The organism is Polaromonas sp. P1_E11, assembly GCF_056405995.1.
Genome location: NZ_JBFUBA010000001.1, coordinates 341378 through 354247 on the forward strand (window position 1 = coordinate 341378; position 12870 = coordinate 354247).

Sequence of the window (12870 nt, forward strand, 5' to 3'; positions counted from 1 at the left end):
TTGCAACAATTCAAGAGAAAAAGGCCTGAAGCCCAATCAGGACGGGCGCAAGCAGCTATCTATTCAATAGCAACCTTGGGCGTGCCCGCGCAGCGCTAGCGCGGTGAGATGGGCGCACCCACCACCACGCCCGGCACAGCAGTGTTTTCCACCGTACCTTCAGGCTGCACACGCCGCGGCTGCTCGGGTGGCAGCACCACGCCCGGCGCACCGGGTGCAGGCGTGCCGTCTGCGGCAGGCCCGTTCACGGTGATGTACTTGATCACCGGCGCCGGCTGCCACACGCGCGGCGGGCCACCGTCGGTGGACGGCGCGCCCAGTACGCTTTGCTGCCCCAAGGGCTGGGGCATGCCGCCGTCACCGGTCTGGCCTGGCTGGCTTTCCTGCGGCGGCTCGGCACCATTGAGCAGCGCTTCAATGCGCTGGCGCTCCTGGTCCGTCACGCCTGCGCCTTCCGGCGCGGGGAAGCGCAGGGCCACGTCCACCACTTTCGCCTTGATGGCACCCTGGAAAAACTCGCCCACCATCGGCAGCGCGCTGCGGGCACCCTGCCCATAGCTGTCAGCCATGGTCACGCGGTTGTCGTTGAAGCCCACCCATGCGCCGGCCACCAGCTGCGGATGCATCATGATGAACCAGCCGTCGGTGTTGCCCTGTGTCGTGCCGGTCTTGCCGGCCACGTCGGCGTGTATGCCGTAGCGGCTGCGAATGGCAGCGCCCGTGCCCTGGTCGATCACGCCGCGCATCACGTCCAGCAGCGTCTGCGCCACGGTGGCCGGCATCACGGTTTCGGCCAGCTTGGGCTCAAACGCTTCCAGCACCTTGCCGTTGCGGTCTTCTACCCGGGTGACGACGACGGGCTCTATATAACGGCCGTCATTGGCCAGCGTGCCGTAGGCCGCCACCATTTCCCTCAGCGTGACAGGGCTGGTGCCCAGCGCGAGTGAGGGCACTTCTTCGAGCTTGCTCTGGCGCACGCCCATGGCCTTGGCCAGCCTGGCCACATTGGCCGGACCCACCGCGTGCATGACCTGCGCGGTGATCGTGTTCTTGGAAAACATCAGGCCCTGGCGCAGCGTCATCATCTCGCCGCTGGGGCCGCCGCCGTCGGTCGGCCGCCAGAAAGCGCCGTTGCCCAGCGGAATTTCCACCTCACCGTCCAGGTACACGTCGGACGGCTTGGCGCCGTTTTCAAACGCCGCGCCATACACAAAGGGCTTGAAGGTCGAGCCCGGCTGGCGGCGCGCCTGCTGCACGTGGTCGAACTGGTCGCGCGCAAAGTCACGGCTGCCCACCCATGCCCGGACCTGGCCGTTGGTTGGGTCCAGCGCCATGAAGCCCGCCTGCAGTCGCGTCTTGTCGTCCTTCAGGTTTTGCATGAACTCCGCGTCCGCCAGCAGCGTCTTGGTGGCCTGGTCGTCGGCCTGCCCCTTGGTGCGCAGGGCCTTGTATTCGGCGGTGTCACGTATGAAGGCCAGGGCCAGCTCGCGCGGCGCGCCGCTCTTGGCCTTCCAGCCCGAGTTAAAGCGCCAGTCACCGGCCACCGTCTTTTGCAAGCGGTCTACCTGCACCGCCAGCGCCTTGTTGGCCATGTCCTGCAGGCGTGAGTCAATGGTGCTGCGCAGCACCAGGCCGTCGGCATAAATGTTGTAGTCGTTGCGGTCGGCCCATTCAATCAGCCAGCGGCGCAACTGCTGCGCCAGGTGCGGGGCCGAGCCCAGCTCTTCGTCCTGCCGTTCAAAGTCGATGTGCAGCGGCTTCTTTTTCAAAGCCTCGAGCTGGGCTGCGGGCAGCTTCTCATGCTTGACCATTTGCGCCAGCACCGTGTTGCGGCGCTGCATGGCGCGCTCGGGGTTGGTCACCGGGTTGTAATAGGCCGTGCCCTTGAGCATGCCCACCAGCGTGGCGCTTTGCAGCACGTCCAGCTCGTTGGCGGATTTGTCGAAATAGGTGCGCGCCGCCATTTCAATGCCGTAGGCGTTGTACAAAAAGGGCACGGTGTTGAGATAGCTCTCCAGGATTTCGTCCTTGGAATAAACCGCCTCTATCTTGAAAGCCGTGATGGCCTCCTTCAGCTTGCGCGTGATCGACAACGAACGGCCGATTTCTTCCGGGTAGAGGTTGCGCGCCAGCTGCTGCGTGATGGTCGAGCCGCCCTGCGTCTTGCCGGCGGCCGTGTGCAGCACGGCCGACACCGTGCGCTTGATGTCCAGGCCGTGGTGGTCGTAAAACCGGTGGTCTTCTGTGGCGACCAGCGCGTCCACCACGCTGGGCGAAATGTCTTCGAGCTTCACCCAATCGCGGTTGGCCCGCTTGAACACCGCCAGCACCTGGCCGTCAGACGACATCACCACCGAGGGCTTGGCGGTTTTGGCTTTCAGCAGGTCGTTGATGCTGGGCGTGAACGGGATCAGGATCAGCACATACAGCAGCACCAGCGCCGGAAGGGCCGCCAGTGTCAGCAGCACGCCGCGTTTGGTGGGGTGGCGCAAGCGGTCAGGAATGGTGGCCGCAAAGTCGCGAAGTTGGGTCAGGAGCTGTTTCATCATTGCCTGCAAGTCTAAATGGGAGGCGTAAACGGGCCTGTAGGACTGCGGCGCTGCGGAAAACGCACGCCGTGGGAAAACGCCGCCTCGGCGGCTTGCAGGAGGCCTTTTTCAAGTATCAAATTGGCCTCAAGACCAATGGGAACGGGCGCAAGCAGCTACTGTTTTAATAGCGGCATGTGCGGCAGTTTTGAGGGTAGTTTGGACCTGTTTTTGCCTCTTTTTTGCCTGTTTTCAGCCGTTGTGGGCCCTGCGGGCGCTTTTGGGGCCAATTTCGTTGCCCACAGTGCCATTTTTACGCATCAAATCGGCCTTCAGCCCAATAGGTACGGGCGCGAGCAGCTACTGTATTGATAGCAATTTCAGGCTGCCCGCCATTTCGCCGCACGGAACTGAACCGGCACAGCGTCATCCAATCTTTCGCACCAGCGGCGTCGTCATCCGTAAGAAACGCCGCGCCACGCCGACCAACCGTCATGCCGCCTGTTCACGGCAAGCAATACAACAACCCACCGAAAGAGGCCAACGCATGATGACCCGCAGAAACTCCCTGCTCAAACTGGGCGCCCTCTCCGCCGCCATGGCCGCCGGCCTGCGCGGGCTGCTGGCGTCCGCACCCGCCCACGCGGCCGCGCGCGCCTATGAAGTCACCCGCACCGAAGCCGAATGGCAAAAGCTGCTGCGGCCCGACCAGTACCGCGTGCTGCGCAAGGCCGGCACTGAAACGCCCTTCACCAGCCCGCTCAATAAAGAAAAGCGCGCCGGCGTTTTCAGTTGCGCCGGTTGCGACCTGCCGCTGTTTTCATCCGCCACCAAATTCGACAGCGGCACCGGCTGGCCCAGCTTCTGGCAGGCCATGAACAACGCCGTGGTGGAAGAAACCGACACCACCCTCTTCATGAAACGCACCGAAGTGCTATGCCGCCGCTGCGGCGGGCACCTGGGCCATGTGTTTGACGACGGCCCCAAACCCACCGGCCTGCGCTACTGCATGAACGGCGTGGCCCTTAACTTCAAGGCAGCATAAAAATGAACAAATACCTTTTCGCGCTGGGCGCTGTTGCATTGGCCACGTGGGCATTCATTGGCGGCGGCATGGGCACCAGCGCCCGCGCCGCGGAAGAAAAAGCCGTGAAGCTGCCCGCACCGGCCGTTGACACCACGGCCGCCGCACAGGCAAGCACCGCCACCGCCGTGTTTGCCGGCGGCTGCTTCTGGGGCGTGCAGGCCGTGTTTCAGCACACCGACGGCGTGCTCAACGCTGTCTCGGGCTATTCAGGCGGTGAGAAAGCTACCGCGACCTACGAGCAGATCGGCTCAGGCCGCACCGGCCACGCCGAGGCTGTGCAAATTACCTACGACCCGAAAAAGATCAGCTACGGCAAGCTGCTGCAAATCTACTTTTCTGTGGCGCACGACCCCACCACGCTCAACCGCCAGGGCCCCGACAGCGGCACGCAATACCGCTCTGCCGTCTTCTACAAAGACGCCGAGCAAAAGAAAGTGACCGAAAGCTACATCGCCCAGCTCGACGCCGCCAAGGCCTTCCCGAACAAAATCGTGACGCAGCTCGCGCCGCTCGCCGCCTTCTACCCCGCAGAGGCCTACCACCAGGACTACGCCACCCTGCACCCCAACCAGCCCTATATCGCAAGGTTTGACCTGCCCAAGATTGCCAACCTGAAGATCGTGATGCCCGAGGTCTACCGCGAAAAGCCCGTGCTGGTGTCGCAGGCCGGCAAGTAAGGCAGGGGCCCGGTTCGGCGGGAACATAGGTCGCGCAAAGCGTAGGCCATACCCCCGACTTGCGCCAATGCGCGCTATTCCTTCGCCGAAACCCATCAAGTCGGCAATGGCCTACAAACATGGTGGGCCAGGCGCGCTAATGTGGTCTTTTACCTTAGCAGGCAAGGAGTAACCACCATGGCCAATACCGATAGACCCCAATCACATGCAGGCGAACAGCCTGAGCGCATCAACCTGAATGACAAAGCCACCACTGCGGAGTGGCTCAAGAAGCTGGACATCACCCAGGAGCAGCTTCGCGAAGCAGTAGCCGCCGTGGGCGACAAGGCCACCAACGTAGAGATGCACCTCAAGGGCGCCCGCAGCACCACCAACGCAGACCACGTGCGCGAGTTGAGTACACACAAGTGAGCTTGATGGCGGCGCGCATTGCCGCCAAAATGCCAGAGACACCACCCTTCACCGCGGTTCATCGTGTTCAGCGCATGCAGCAAGATGCGCAGGAGGTTTTGCCATGGCATTGCAGACGCCCGCTCCATCCCACGCTCCCCAAGACGCAACTCAGATCAACCGGCGCACCGCGCTGGCGACCTTGCCCAGCTTGGCGGCCCTGGCCGGTTTCAGTTTTCCGGCCGCCACACATGCGCAAGCACCCGGCACCGTGCGCCTTCAATCGTGGCCGCTCAACGCCCGCACCTTCACCGGCATTCACGACATCGCACCCGCGCCTGATGGCGGCGTATGGTTCTCGGCCCAGCGCAGCGGCCACCTCGGCTGGTTTGACCCGCGCACCGGCAAGTCAGACCTGGTGGCCTTGGGCAATGGCTCGTCACCCCACGGCGTCATTGCCGGGCCCGACGGCGCCGCCTGGCTGACCGACGGCGGGCAAAACGCAATAGCCCGCGTGGCTTGGCCCTCGCGCGAAGTGAAAGTCTTCCCCCTGCCCGCCGGCACACCGTATGCCAACCTCAACACCTGCGCCTTCGACGGCGAAGGCAACCTCTGGTTCACCGGGCAAAGCGGCTACGTCGGCAAGGTAGAGGTACGCGCCGGCACCGTGACCGTAAAAGAGTCCCCCCGCGGCCGCGGCCCCTACGGCATCTGCGCCACACCCAGGGGCGACGTGTGGTGGTGCTCACTGGCCGGCTCATTCATCGCGCAGCTCGACCGCAAGACAGGCGAGTCACGCATCGTCGAACCACCCACCCCACGCCAGGGCGCCCGCCGCGTCTGGTCAGACAGCAGAGGCCGCATCTGGGTATCAGAATGGAACAGCGGCAACCTCTCAATGCACGACCCCGCACTGGGCTCAGGCGCCAACAGCTGGCGCACCTTCAAAGCACCGGGCACCGAGCCGCACATCTATGCCGTGTACGTTGACTACAAAGACATCGTCTGGGCCTCAGAGTGGAGCAGCAACGCCCTCTTGCGCTTTGACCCAGCGACAGAGAAGTTTGAGGTGATCACCATGCCGCGTTCTGCGGCAAGCGTGCGGCAGATATTGGGCCGGCCCGGGGAGGTTTGGTTGCCTGAGAGTGGGACGGAGTTTGTGACGGTGGTCAAGACGGCTTGAAAGATCGCCGAACCTGGGGCAGACCTCAGCGCACGTTAATCGCCCGTCAATCGCACTTCAATCACCACCGCCCTGCTCGGCAAGCGCAACAACAATGCCCTCAGGCCCACGGATGTAGGCCAGCCGGTAGGTGTCTCCGTACTGCATTTCGCCAATGATCTCGGCCCCATGGGCGCGCATATGCGCAACGAGCGCATCGATGTCATCAACGGCAAACATCACGCGACGAAAGCCCAGCGTGTTCACCGGTGCATCCACAGGTCCGAATCGGATCGCATCCGGCGTGTGGAATTTGTCCAGCTCAATGCCCTGCCCATCGGGCGTCCGCATCATCGCAAGGGTGGCCCGCACATCCTTGAGCCCGATCAGGCTGCCGACCAGAGGCCCTTCGACGGTCGTCTCTCCCTCAAGCTTGAGGCCCAGCTCGATGAAGAACGCCTTGACGGCTTCAAGGTCGTCGACCACGACGAGGACGTTGTCCATCCGTTTAAGCGTCATATCTTTTGCCTCGTTTCGTTGCTGATGCCACGTACTTGCTGCATTTTGTTGAATTCCGCTGAAGTCTGACCCGAGTTTTCCATCGAATATTGACCCACACTCTTTGTGAGCAGAAGGTGCTCACGATGTGGATAAGTTCTTGGTTTTCTCCTTTTTTGGGCTGAGTCTGTGTGGATCTGCCTCAAAGTGCGCCGCTGTTTCCGCGATTTTGTTGCCTCGATGACCAGCCAGGTGGCCAGCTTCTCGGCGTAGGGATCGAGCTTGCTGGAGCTGACCCGTCTTGGGTACTGAGGCTCGCTCTCCTCTGATCGCAGGTGCTTCTTCACTGTGTTGCGAGCCAGGCCTGTACGCCTTGAGATCTCGCGGATGGACATCTGATCCCTCAATGCCCAACGTCTGATGACATTCAATGTCGCCACGTCTATCACTCCTAATTTCCCCTGCTTTTAAAACAAGCAGGGTAGTGCCTACGTGGGTCAGTTTTGGATGGAAATTACTGCGCTAAGTGGGTCAGATTTCGACGGAATTCAACAGATATTCCCTCGACAGCAGCGCCTCTTAAAATTTGCTTCCAAGCGAACAGCGCTTGAGTTTTGTTCGCGGTCTCATCAAAAACAAAATCGACCGTTCCACCGATACCTAATTCGCTCTTGTAGAGAGCGATACCTGTAGTGAGTCGATGAAACGCTTGGACCCATGGGTTGTCTATCCCATCTCTTGGATTCGCTGGGATGAATGAAGGCCAGCGATATGCCTTCTTCATTTCATTAAATCCACGTTCGTCTACGGTGCATGAAATTGCACACACCACATACTTTTCAATAAGCCGGTAGTACCATTCAGAGAGTTCCAATCGCTCCTTGGTGCTATGCATTTCTGTCATGTGAAACTCTTCCAGCACCGGGTAGTGAGCTGAACGCATGTCGAGCAATTTCTTCCACTCATCAGAAAGTGCGGCCCATTTCTCTGCAGTTGATATGTATCCAGCCATCACCAATAGTCCGCCATGCATACTCTCATCTACGTAGGCTTGATGAATCATGGCGCCTTGCACTGCTGATTTTTTTATCACGAGTACTCCTCATCAACACATAGTTAGATGCTCAATACTTTTTATCACGTTAGCGATTGAGATTCGCTGCTTTTTAGTTTCGCCTTCTCAACACCCAAGCAAAGTAAACCCCTCCACCGCCATCACCGCCCCGCCCAGCGCCACCACCGCACTGCTCCAATGCGGTCAATCAAGCTTGCAGCCAGCACTACGCCGATGGACTACCGCCAAGAACAGGAAAGAAGCAAACAGCGAGACGGCCGTGCCGCGCGCATGGGCGCCATCTGCGTTGCGTTGGCCTGCATGACATTGTGGAACGTGAAAAAGCCAAACCTGCCCACCAAGCTGGCCGGAATGGCCGAAGCGGCGTATCAGCGGGCGGAGATGGCGATGTAACCCAAAGCGCCTTCTTAGCCCGCCTGCTAAGGCTTCACTGGACCTTTGCGCATGGTGGCAACCTGCCCTGCCATGGATTTCTCAAAGTCCCAGGCTGGAGAACCAATAAGCGCGGGATAGGCGGCGCAACGCTCTCGGGCCCGCGCGGGGTCGCTCGAAAACATGGTGCGCCTTTGCTTGGCCTTGAAGGCAACAAGCTTTTGATCGAGTAGCGCACGAAAAGCATCGGCCTTTGCCTGATCACCTTTGGTCTCCCGCTCAATCATGGCCGACATATTGCTTTCCATCTCTTGCAGAAGGGGCGCCGACTTTGCCCGCCAGGCGGCGAAAGCGGCTTCATTTTTGGCTTTGTGCTCCGGAAATTCTTCAGCGCACAGGTCTTTGATGACTCCCAACGTTTGAGCTGCACCAAACAACTGGGAGAGATCGTTCTCATAGTTTCCTGAAGCAGCCCCAAATTGGGCATGAGCCGCAGGGGTAAAACCGAACATCATCAATGTGATAAATCCAGCACTGAAAAACGAGTGGGTCATATTCGATACTTTCAATTGAAATTCTCCAGAGTCTATTTGACTTGCAAAGATGACTTGCTGTCTCGCCTTCTCAACACCCAGGCAAAGTAAACCCCCTCCACCGCCATCACCGCCCCACCCAGCGCCACCACTGCGCTGCTCCCAATGCGGGCGATCAAACTGGCAGCCAGCACCACGCCGATGGACTGGCCCAGGAACAGGAAAGAGGCAAACATCGAGACGGCTGTACCGCGCGCGTGCGGTGCCATCTGCGTTGCGTTGGCCTGCATGACGTTGTGGAACATGAAAAAACCAAACCCGCCCACCAGGCTGGCCGGAATGGCCGGGGCCCAGTGCGGGGTATAGGCCAGCACCAGGGCGCTGATGCCGACCATCGTGCCGCCCAGAATCACCAGCCCGTGCTGGCCGAAGCGGCGTATTAGCGGGCGGCCTGCGGCCATGTAGCCGACACCGCCCAGGCCAAACAGTGCCACGATGGCGCCTGAAACCGAGAGCGACAAGCCCAGGGCATGGTGCAGGTGCGAAGCCCAGATGGCCAGCACGCCAAAGCCGGCGGCGCCCTCTATCACCGCCATGATCAGCACGACGCGTGACCAGCGGCCGGTGATGATTTCCAGCGCCTGCGTGACGAAGTGGGTGCGCTGCACAGGCTGACGGGGTGTGGCGGCCGGGTCTATGCCCTCGGCGCGCTGCGCGGCATTCTGGCGGCGCAGGTCAAGGTACATCAGCGTACCGACCACGGTAAACAGCACCGCCATGAAAACAAAGGACCAGCGCCAGCCGAGCGCATCGGTCAGCAGGCCGCCAATCAGCTGGCCGCACACAATGCCCAGCGTGCTGCCCAGGCCGGTGCGCGTGAGCATTTCCTGCAGCTGGTCGGCGGGCACGTTGTCGCCCACCCAGGCCATGCCCAGCGGAATCAGCGCCGCCGCGCCCAGCGCCATCAGCATGCGGGCAAACAGCAGCGCATCAAGGCTGTGCGCAAACACGGCCAGCAGGCTGCCAACGCTGCAGCCCAGCGCGGCAAAAGTGACCACCCGAAACTTGCCCAGCCTGTCGCCCAATGGTCCGTAAAAAAGCTGCGACGCGCCATATGTCATGGCAAATATCGACACGACCTGCGCGGCCTGGGCCAGGCTGACGGCAAACACGCGCGACAGCTCGGGCAGCATGGCGTCACAAATGCGCTGGGCCATCATGCTGGCAAAGGTGCCAAAGGAAAGAAGAAGGATGGAGCGCCGGACGGCGGGGGAAATGCTGGCGTGGGAAGCGCTGTGCGCGGCGGCAGGAGTCATGAAGGTAAACAGGCCCGGGAGCTGCTATATGGCCAACTTCGAAGCGGCTTTCCATTGCGCAATACGGGTCATGTGGTACTGCAAATAGAAGGTGCTGAAGAGGAAAGTCATGGCCGCTGAAAGTTCAAGCTGCATGGGTTCAACGCTGTTGTAGTGATTCAGCATGGACCTTCGAATGGAATAAGCCCCGAAATAGAAAATCACATACGACACGAGCATCAAAAGAAAACCAACCCCCTTGAGGTTGTCTGAGCCTTCAAACAGTATCTGGGCAAAGATGGCCAGCGGGACATAAATGACGAATTGGGTCGTCGCATTCGACGCCGGATTGATTTTTCGCACCCAGGTGGATTGGACGAACATCCAGACGATCATGAATACCCCAAGCGTGAGGAGCGTAAACAGCAGCACCAAAGCCCAATGCAATTGGGGTGGCGCGGGGTAAGCGTTTCCATTCATACCGCCGCCTGGTGGCCCGGGGTTGGTGAAAGGATCCGGCTGGTAGTCACTCATAAGTTTCATCTTTTCACTTTTTTAATCAGTCGCACGAGGCCCTTCGCAAGCTCTTTCAACCCGCGGATGGCCACGTCGCTCAGCGCAGGTGTAGGGGCCAGCGAGGCTCTAACGCAGCCTGTCTTTGATCTGCAGATACACCGGGTCTTGCAGCCAGTCGGCACCGGATCTCGGATAAGGCTGAATTATCTCGATCGTTTGGCGAAGCGGCAGGTCAGGTGCGGTGTTGACGGGCGCCAGCACCTTGCCTGAGGGCAGTGCCAGATGACCGACTTCGTAACGCATGGCACTTATGCCGCCGGCCTCACTGACCGGCCGGATGGTATCGACACCGAAGTTGGCAGGGTCAGGAACCTGCCCTACCAGCACCACATCATTGAGTTCGCGCAATGCACCGGCCAGCCATGCGGCACCGCTTCCGGTTTCGCCGTCGGTGAGGACTAGCCAGTTGTGCGAAAACGCCCACGTGCGCAACTCATCTTCACTGATCTGCGGACCCTGTTCTCGCGGCAAAACCAGGCTGTCGCTGGCGGAGAACATCTTGGCGTTCGGGGCGTCAGGCCGGTACTTGACCGCAAACCAGTTCTTCGCCCGGGTGCTATCGCCCAGCACGGCAAGCACCCATTGGGCTTGCACCAACAAGCCGCCCGGGTTACCGCGCAAGTCGAGCACGCGCTTCGTGGTGCCGTCCAGCTTTTGCTCGCGCAGAGCAGCGGCGAGTTCGCGAGGCGTGGACTCACCAAAACTGGAGATGCGAATGTAAGTGTGATCAGCAAACTTTTGTGCGAAGACCGTGGCTTCTCGTGTCACAGCTCCACGCTGGATGGCGGCCCTTTGTGAGGGTTTGCCCGGCGGGTGCCACACGACGGCAGCCAGACTGCCGGAACGGTCGCTCAGTGCCTCCAGCAGTTGGTCGTAAGTAATATCGCGTACACGCACGCCATCAATGCTTTCCAGCGTATCGCCAACACGTATGCCGAAAGATCCGACGGCCTGATGCCGCACTTCACGCACCACCCATTCCCCATTGAACCTCGTTGGAACAAGGCCAAGAACGAAACCTCTGCCGAACTTCTGGAAGCGCTCAAACTCCGCAGGGTTGTAATAACGGCCGCGCGGGCCCATGCGCTTCATGATCCGCTGCTTGCATTGCTCCGCCCACTCGTTGACGTCCGCATCTGAAGACGCCTGCCGCTCGATCGTAAGCCCCAGCATGGCTCGGGCCACTACCAGCTTGTCTCGCGGAGCAGCCGCCAGCTCCGCCGGCGCCGGCTTTTGCACACAGCTTTCGTAGAGCTGGGCATAGTCCAAGGCCGAAAGCGCTTCCTGAGACATTTGCGCCATCATGCGGGACACCTCCAGCACACGGATTTGCACCAGGGTTTTTGCCGGCGTTGCAGGTTGCTGGGCCGCTGACTGCAATACAAAAAAACCGGCGAGAAGACCCGCCAGCGAAACTTTGCGCATCACAAGGCTTTGCCCAATCTGGCCACACCCTCTTCAATCTTCGCCACATCCGCCGTGGCAAAGCTCAGCCGCAGCGTGGCCAGGTCCGGGTTGCTGGCATAGAACGGTGCGCCGGGCACAAAGGCCACGAGCTGCTCAATCGCTTTTTTGGCGAACTCGCCGGCGTCTTTGCTCTTGCCGCCCGCGCCCGTCAGGCGTGCCCAGAAGAACAAGCCGCCTTGCGGCTGGGTGAATTCAATCGCGTCGCCGAGCTCGCGCTTGAGCGCTGCGCCCATGGCGTTGGCGCGCTCGCCGTACACCTTGCGCACATGGGTCAGCGTGGCGGGCATGCGGCCGGCCTTGAGGTACTGGGCCGCGGTGGCCTGGGCAAAGGTGCTGGTGTGCGCGTCACTGAACTGCTTGCACATGGTGGCCTTGGCCAGCAGTTCGGCGGGCGCGATCATCCAGCCCACGCGCAGGCCTGGGCTCAGCACCTTGCTGAGTGAGCCGCAGTGGGCCAGCAACTCGCGGCTGCCGGGCACGCCGGCGCTCAGGGCCAGCAGTGAGGGTGGTGGTGCCTCGCCAAAGTAGAGGTCGCCATACGGGTCGTCTTCGACGATCAGCGTCTGGTATTTGACGGCCATCTCGAGCACCTTCTTGCGGCGCTCGAGGCTGAGCAGCGCGCCGCTGGGGTTGCCAAAGGTGGGAATCAGGTAGACGAACTTGGGCTTGTGCTGGGCGATGAGTTGTTCGAGCTCGTCGGTTTTGACGCCATGGGCGTCGATGGGCGCGCTGATGAGTTCTGCGCCATACAGGCGAAAGCACTGGATGGTGGCGAGGAACGTGGGGCCTTCGACAATGACCTTGTCGCCGGGGGAGATCATGGTTTTGCCGAGCAAATCAAGCGCCTGCTGGCTGCCGGTGGTGACGATGAGGTTTTCAGGGGCGACGTCTTTGGCGCCCTTGGTGGCCATGAAGGCGCTGAGCTGTTCGCGCAGCGGGCCGTAGCCTTCGGTGGCGCCGTATTGCAGCGTGCCGCCGGGCTCTTCGTTCAGGGCCTTGTTGCTGGCCTCCTGGATGCCGGCCACGTCGAACATGGCGGGGTCTGGAAAGCCACCGGCAAAGCTGACGATGCCGGGCTTGCCCAGCAGTTTGAAGAGTTCGCGGATGGCGGAGGTTTCAACGTTGTTGAGGCGGTCGGCAAATTGCAATGGCATGGGGGTCTCGCTTTCTGTTTTGTATTGTCGCCAATTTGCGCGCAGGTTTCCTGCGG

Annotated in this window: 13 protein-coding genes and 1 pseudogene; 5 read left to right on the top strand and 9 right to left on the bottom strand. The window is 60.9% G+C overall.

Going from position 1 to position 12870, the window contains the following annotated elements:
- Positions 1-95 precede the first annotated feature (95 nt).
- On the bottom strand, positions 96-2546 hold the full coding sequence (locus AC1D11_RS01695) for a penicillin-binding protein 1A (RefSeq protein WP_477650923.1): 2451 nt from the start codon (positions 2544-2546) through the stop codon (positions 96-98).
- 529 nt (positions 2547-3075) lie between these two features.
- Here AC1D11_RS01695 and msrB point away from each other — a divergent pair.
- From msrB to AC1D11_RS01715, 4 genes are all read left to right on the top strand, one after another.
- Positions 3076-3573, top strand: coding sequence for a peptide-methionine (R)-S-oxide reductase MsrB (msrB, locus tag AC1D11_RS01700; protein ID WP_477650389.1), 498 nt, complete (start codon positions 3076-3078; stop codon positions 3571-3573).
- Positions 3574-3575: 2 nt separating this feature from the next.
- The gene (gene msrA, locus AC1D11_RS01705) at positions 3576-4292 is read left to right on the top strand and encodes a peptide-methionine (S)-S-oxide reductase MsrA (protein WP_477650390.1); all 717 of its coding nucleotides are present in this window, start codon (positions 3576-3578) and stop codon (positions 4290-4292) included.
- 177 nt (positions 4293-4469) lie between these two features.
- Entirely contained in the window at positions 4470-4703 is a 234-nt protein-coding gene (locus AC1D11_RS01710) for a DUF3606 domain-containing protein (protein WP_477650391.1), read from the top strand.
- 103 nt (positions 4704-4806) lie between these two features.
- The gene (locus AC1D11_RS01715; RefSeq protein ID WP_477650392.1) at positions 4807-5865 is read left to right on the top strand and encodes a Vgb family protein; all 1059 of its coding nucleotides are present in this window, start codon (positions 4807-4809) and stop codon (positions 5863-5865) included.
- A 57-nt stretch (positions 5866-5922) separates the two neighbouring features.
- Here the strand turns inward: AC1D11_RS01715 and AC1D11_RS01720 are convergent, their stop codons facing one another.
- The 3 genes and pseudogenes from AC1D11_RS01720 to AC1D11_RS01730 form a co-directional block, all read right to left on the bottom strand.
- Positions 5923-6363, bottom strand: coding sequence for a VOC family protein (locus AC1D11_RS01720; RefSeq protein ID WP_477650393.1), 441 nt, complete (start codon positions 6361-6363; stop codon positions 5923-5925).
- A gap of 164 nt (positions 6364-6527) precedes the next feature.
- Positions 6528-6791, bottom strand: a pseudogene (locus AC1D11_RS01725) (IS21 family transposase); the annotation flags it as partial.
- A gap of 65 nt (positions 6792-6856) precedes the next feature.
- Entirely contained in the window at positions 6857-7435 is a 579-nt protein-coding gene (locus tag AC1D11_RS01730; protein ID WP_477650887.1) for a hypothetical protein, read from the bottom strand.
- A gap of 159 nt (positions 7436-7594) precedes the next feature.
- Here AC1D11_RS01730 and AC1D11_RS01735 point away from each other — a divergent pair, with 159 nt between their 5' ends.
- On the top strand, positions 7595-7810 hold the full coding sequence (locus AC1D11_RS01735) for a hypothetical protein (RefSeq protein ID WP_477650886.1): 216 nt from the start codon (positions 7595-7597) through the stop codon (positions 7808-7810).
- Between the two features lie 26 nt (positions 7811-7836).
- Here the strand turns inward: AC1D11_RS01735 and AC1D11_RS01740 are convergent, their stop codons facing one another.
- The 5 genes from AC1D11_RS01740 to AC1D11_RS01760 all read right to left on the bottom strand — a co-directional run bounded on the left by AC1D11_RS01740 (position 7837) and on the right by AC1D11_RS01760 (position 12808).
- Entirely contained in the window at positions 7837-8343 is a 507-nt protein-coding gene (locus AC1D11_RS01740; RefSeq protein ID WP_477649563.1) for a hypothetical protein, read from the bottom strand.
- Positions 8344-8375: 32 nt separating this feature from the next.
- The gene (locus AC1D11_RS01745) at positions 8376-9638 is read right to left on the bottom strand and encodes an MFS transporter (RefSeq protein WP_477649562.1); all 1263 of its coding nucleotides are present in this window, start codon (positions 9636-9638) and stop codon (positions 8376-8378) included.
- Between the two features lie 24 nt (positions 9639-9662).
- Positions 9663-10151 carry a hypothetical protein gene (locus AC1D11_RS01750; protein WP_477650885.1) on the bottom strand — a complete coding sequence of 163 codons (489 nt, stop codon included), beginning with the start codon at positions 10149-10151 and terminating at the stop codon, positions 9663-9665.
- A 108-nt stretch (positions 10152-10259) separates the two neighbouring features.
- Entirely contained in the window at positions 10260-11618 is a 1359-nt protein-coding gene (locus tag AC1D11_RS01755; protein ID WP_477649560.1) for a S41 family peptidase, read from the bottom strand.
- A complete protein-coding gene (locus tag AC1D11_RS01760) occupies positions 11618-12808 on the bottom strand; it encodes an aminotransferase-like domain-containing protein (RefSeq protein WP_477649566.1) in 1191 nt (396 codons plus the stop codon). The genes AC1D11_RS01755 and AC1D11_RS01760 overlap by 1 nt, the downstream gene beginning before the upstream one ends.
- Between the last annotated feature and the right edge of the window lie 62 nt (positions 12809-12870).

What these genes read in the sequence shown, in the direction of transcription:
- AC1D11_RS01755 (WP_477649560.1), bottom strand. Translation starts at nt 11,618, where the DNA reads ATGCGCAAAGTTTCGCTGGCGGGTCTTCTCGCCGGTTTTTTTGTATTG.
- AC1D11_RS01745 (WP_477649562.1), bottom strand. Translation starts at nt 9,638, where the DNA reads ATGACTCCTGCCGCCGCGCACAGCGCTTCCCACGCCAGCATTTCCCCC.
- msrA (WP_477650390.1), top strand. Translation starts at nt 3,576, where the DNA reads ATGAACAAATACCTTTTCGCGCTGGGCGCTGTTGCATTGGCCACGTGG.
- AC1D11_RS01735 (WP_477650886.1), top strand. Translation starts at nt 7,595, where the DNA reads ATGCGGTCAATCAAGCTTGCAGCCAGCACTACGCCGATGGACTACCGC.
- AC1D11_RS01695 (WP_477650923.1), bottom strand. Translation starts at nt 2,546, where the DNA reads ATGAAACAGCTCCTGACCCAACTTCGCGACTTTGCGGCCACCATTCCT.
- AC1D11_RS01750 (WP_477650885.1), bottom strand. Translation starts at nt 10,151, where the DNA reads ATGAGTGACTACCAGCCGGATCCTTTCACCAACCCCGGGCCACCAGGC.
- AC1D11_RS01740 (WP_477649563.1), bottom strand. Translation starts at nt 8,343, where the DNA reads ATGACCCACTCGTTTTTCAGTGCTGGATTTATCACATTGATGATGTTC.
- AC1D11_RS01710 (WP_477650391.1), top strand. Translation starts at nt 4,470, where the DNA reads ATGGCCAATACCGATAGACCCCAATCACATGCAGGCGAACAGCCTGAG.
- AC1D11_RS01720 (WP_477650393.1), bottom strand. Translation starts at nt 6,363, where the DNA reads ATGACGCTTAAACGGATGGACAACGTCCTCGTCGTGGTCGACGACCTT.
- msrB (WP_477650389.1), top strand. Translation starts at nt 3,076, where the DNA reads ATGATGACCCGCAGAAACTCCCTGCTCAAACTGGGCGCCCTCTCCGCC.
- AC1D11_RS01715 (WP_477650392.1), top strand. Translation starts at nt 4,807, where the DNA reads ATGGCATTGCAGACGCCCGCTCCATCCCACGCTCCCCAAGACGCAACT.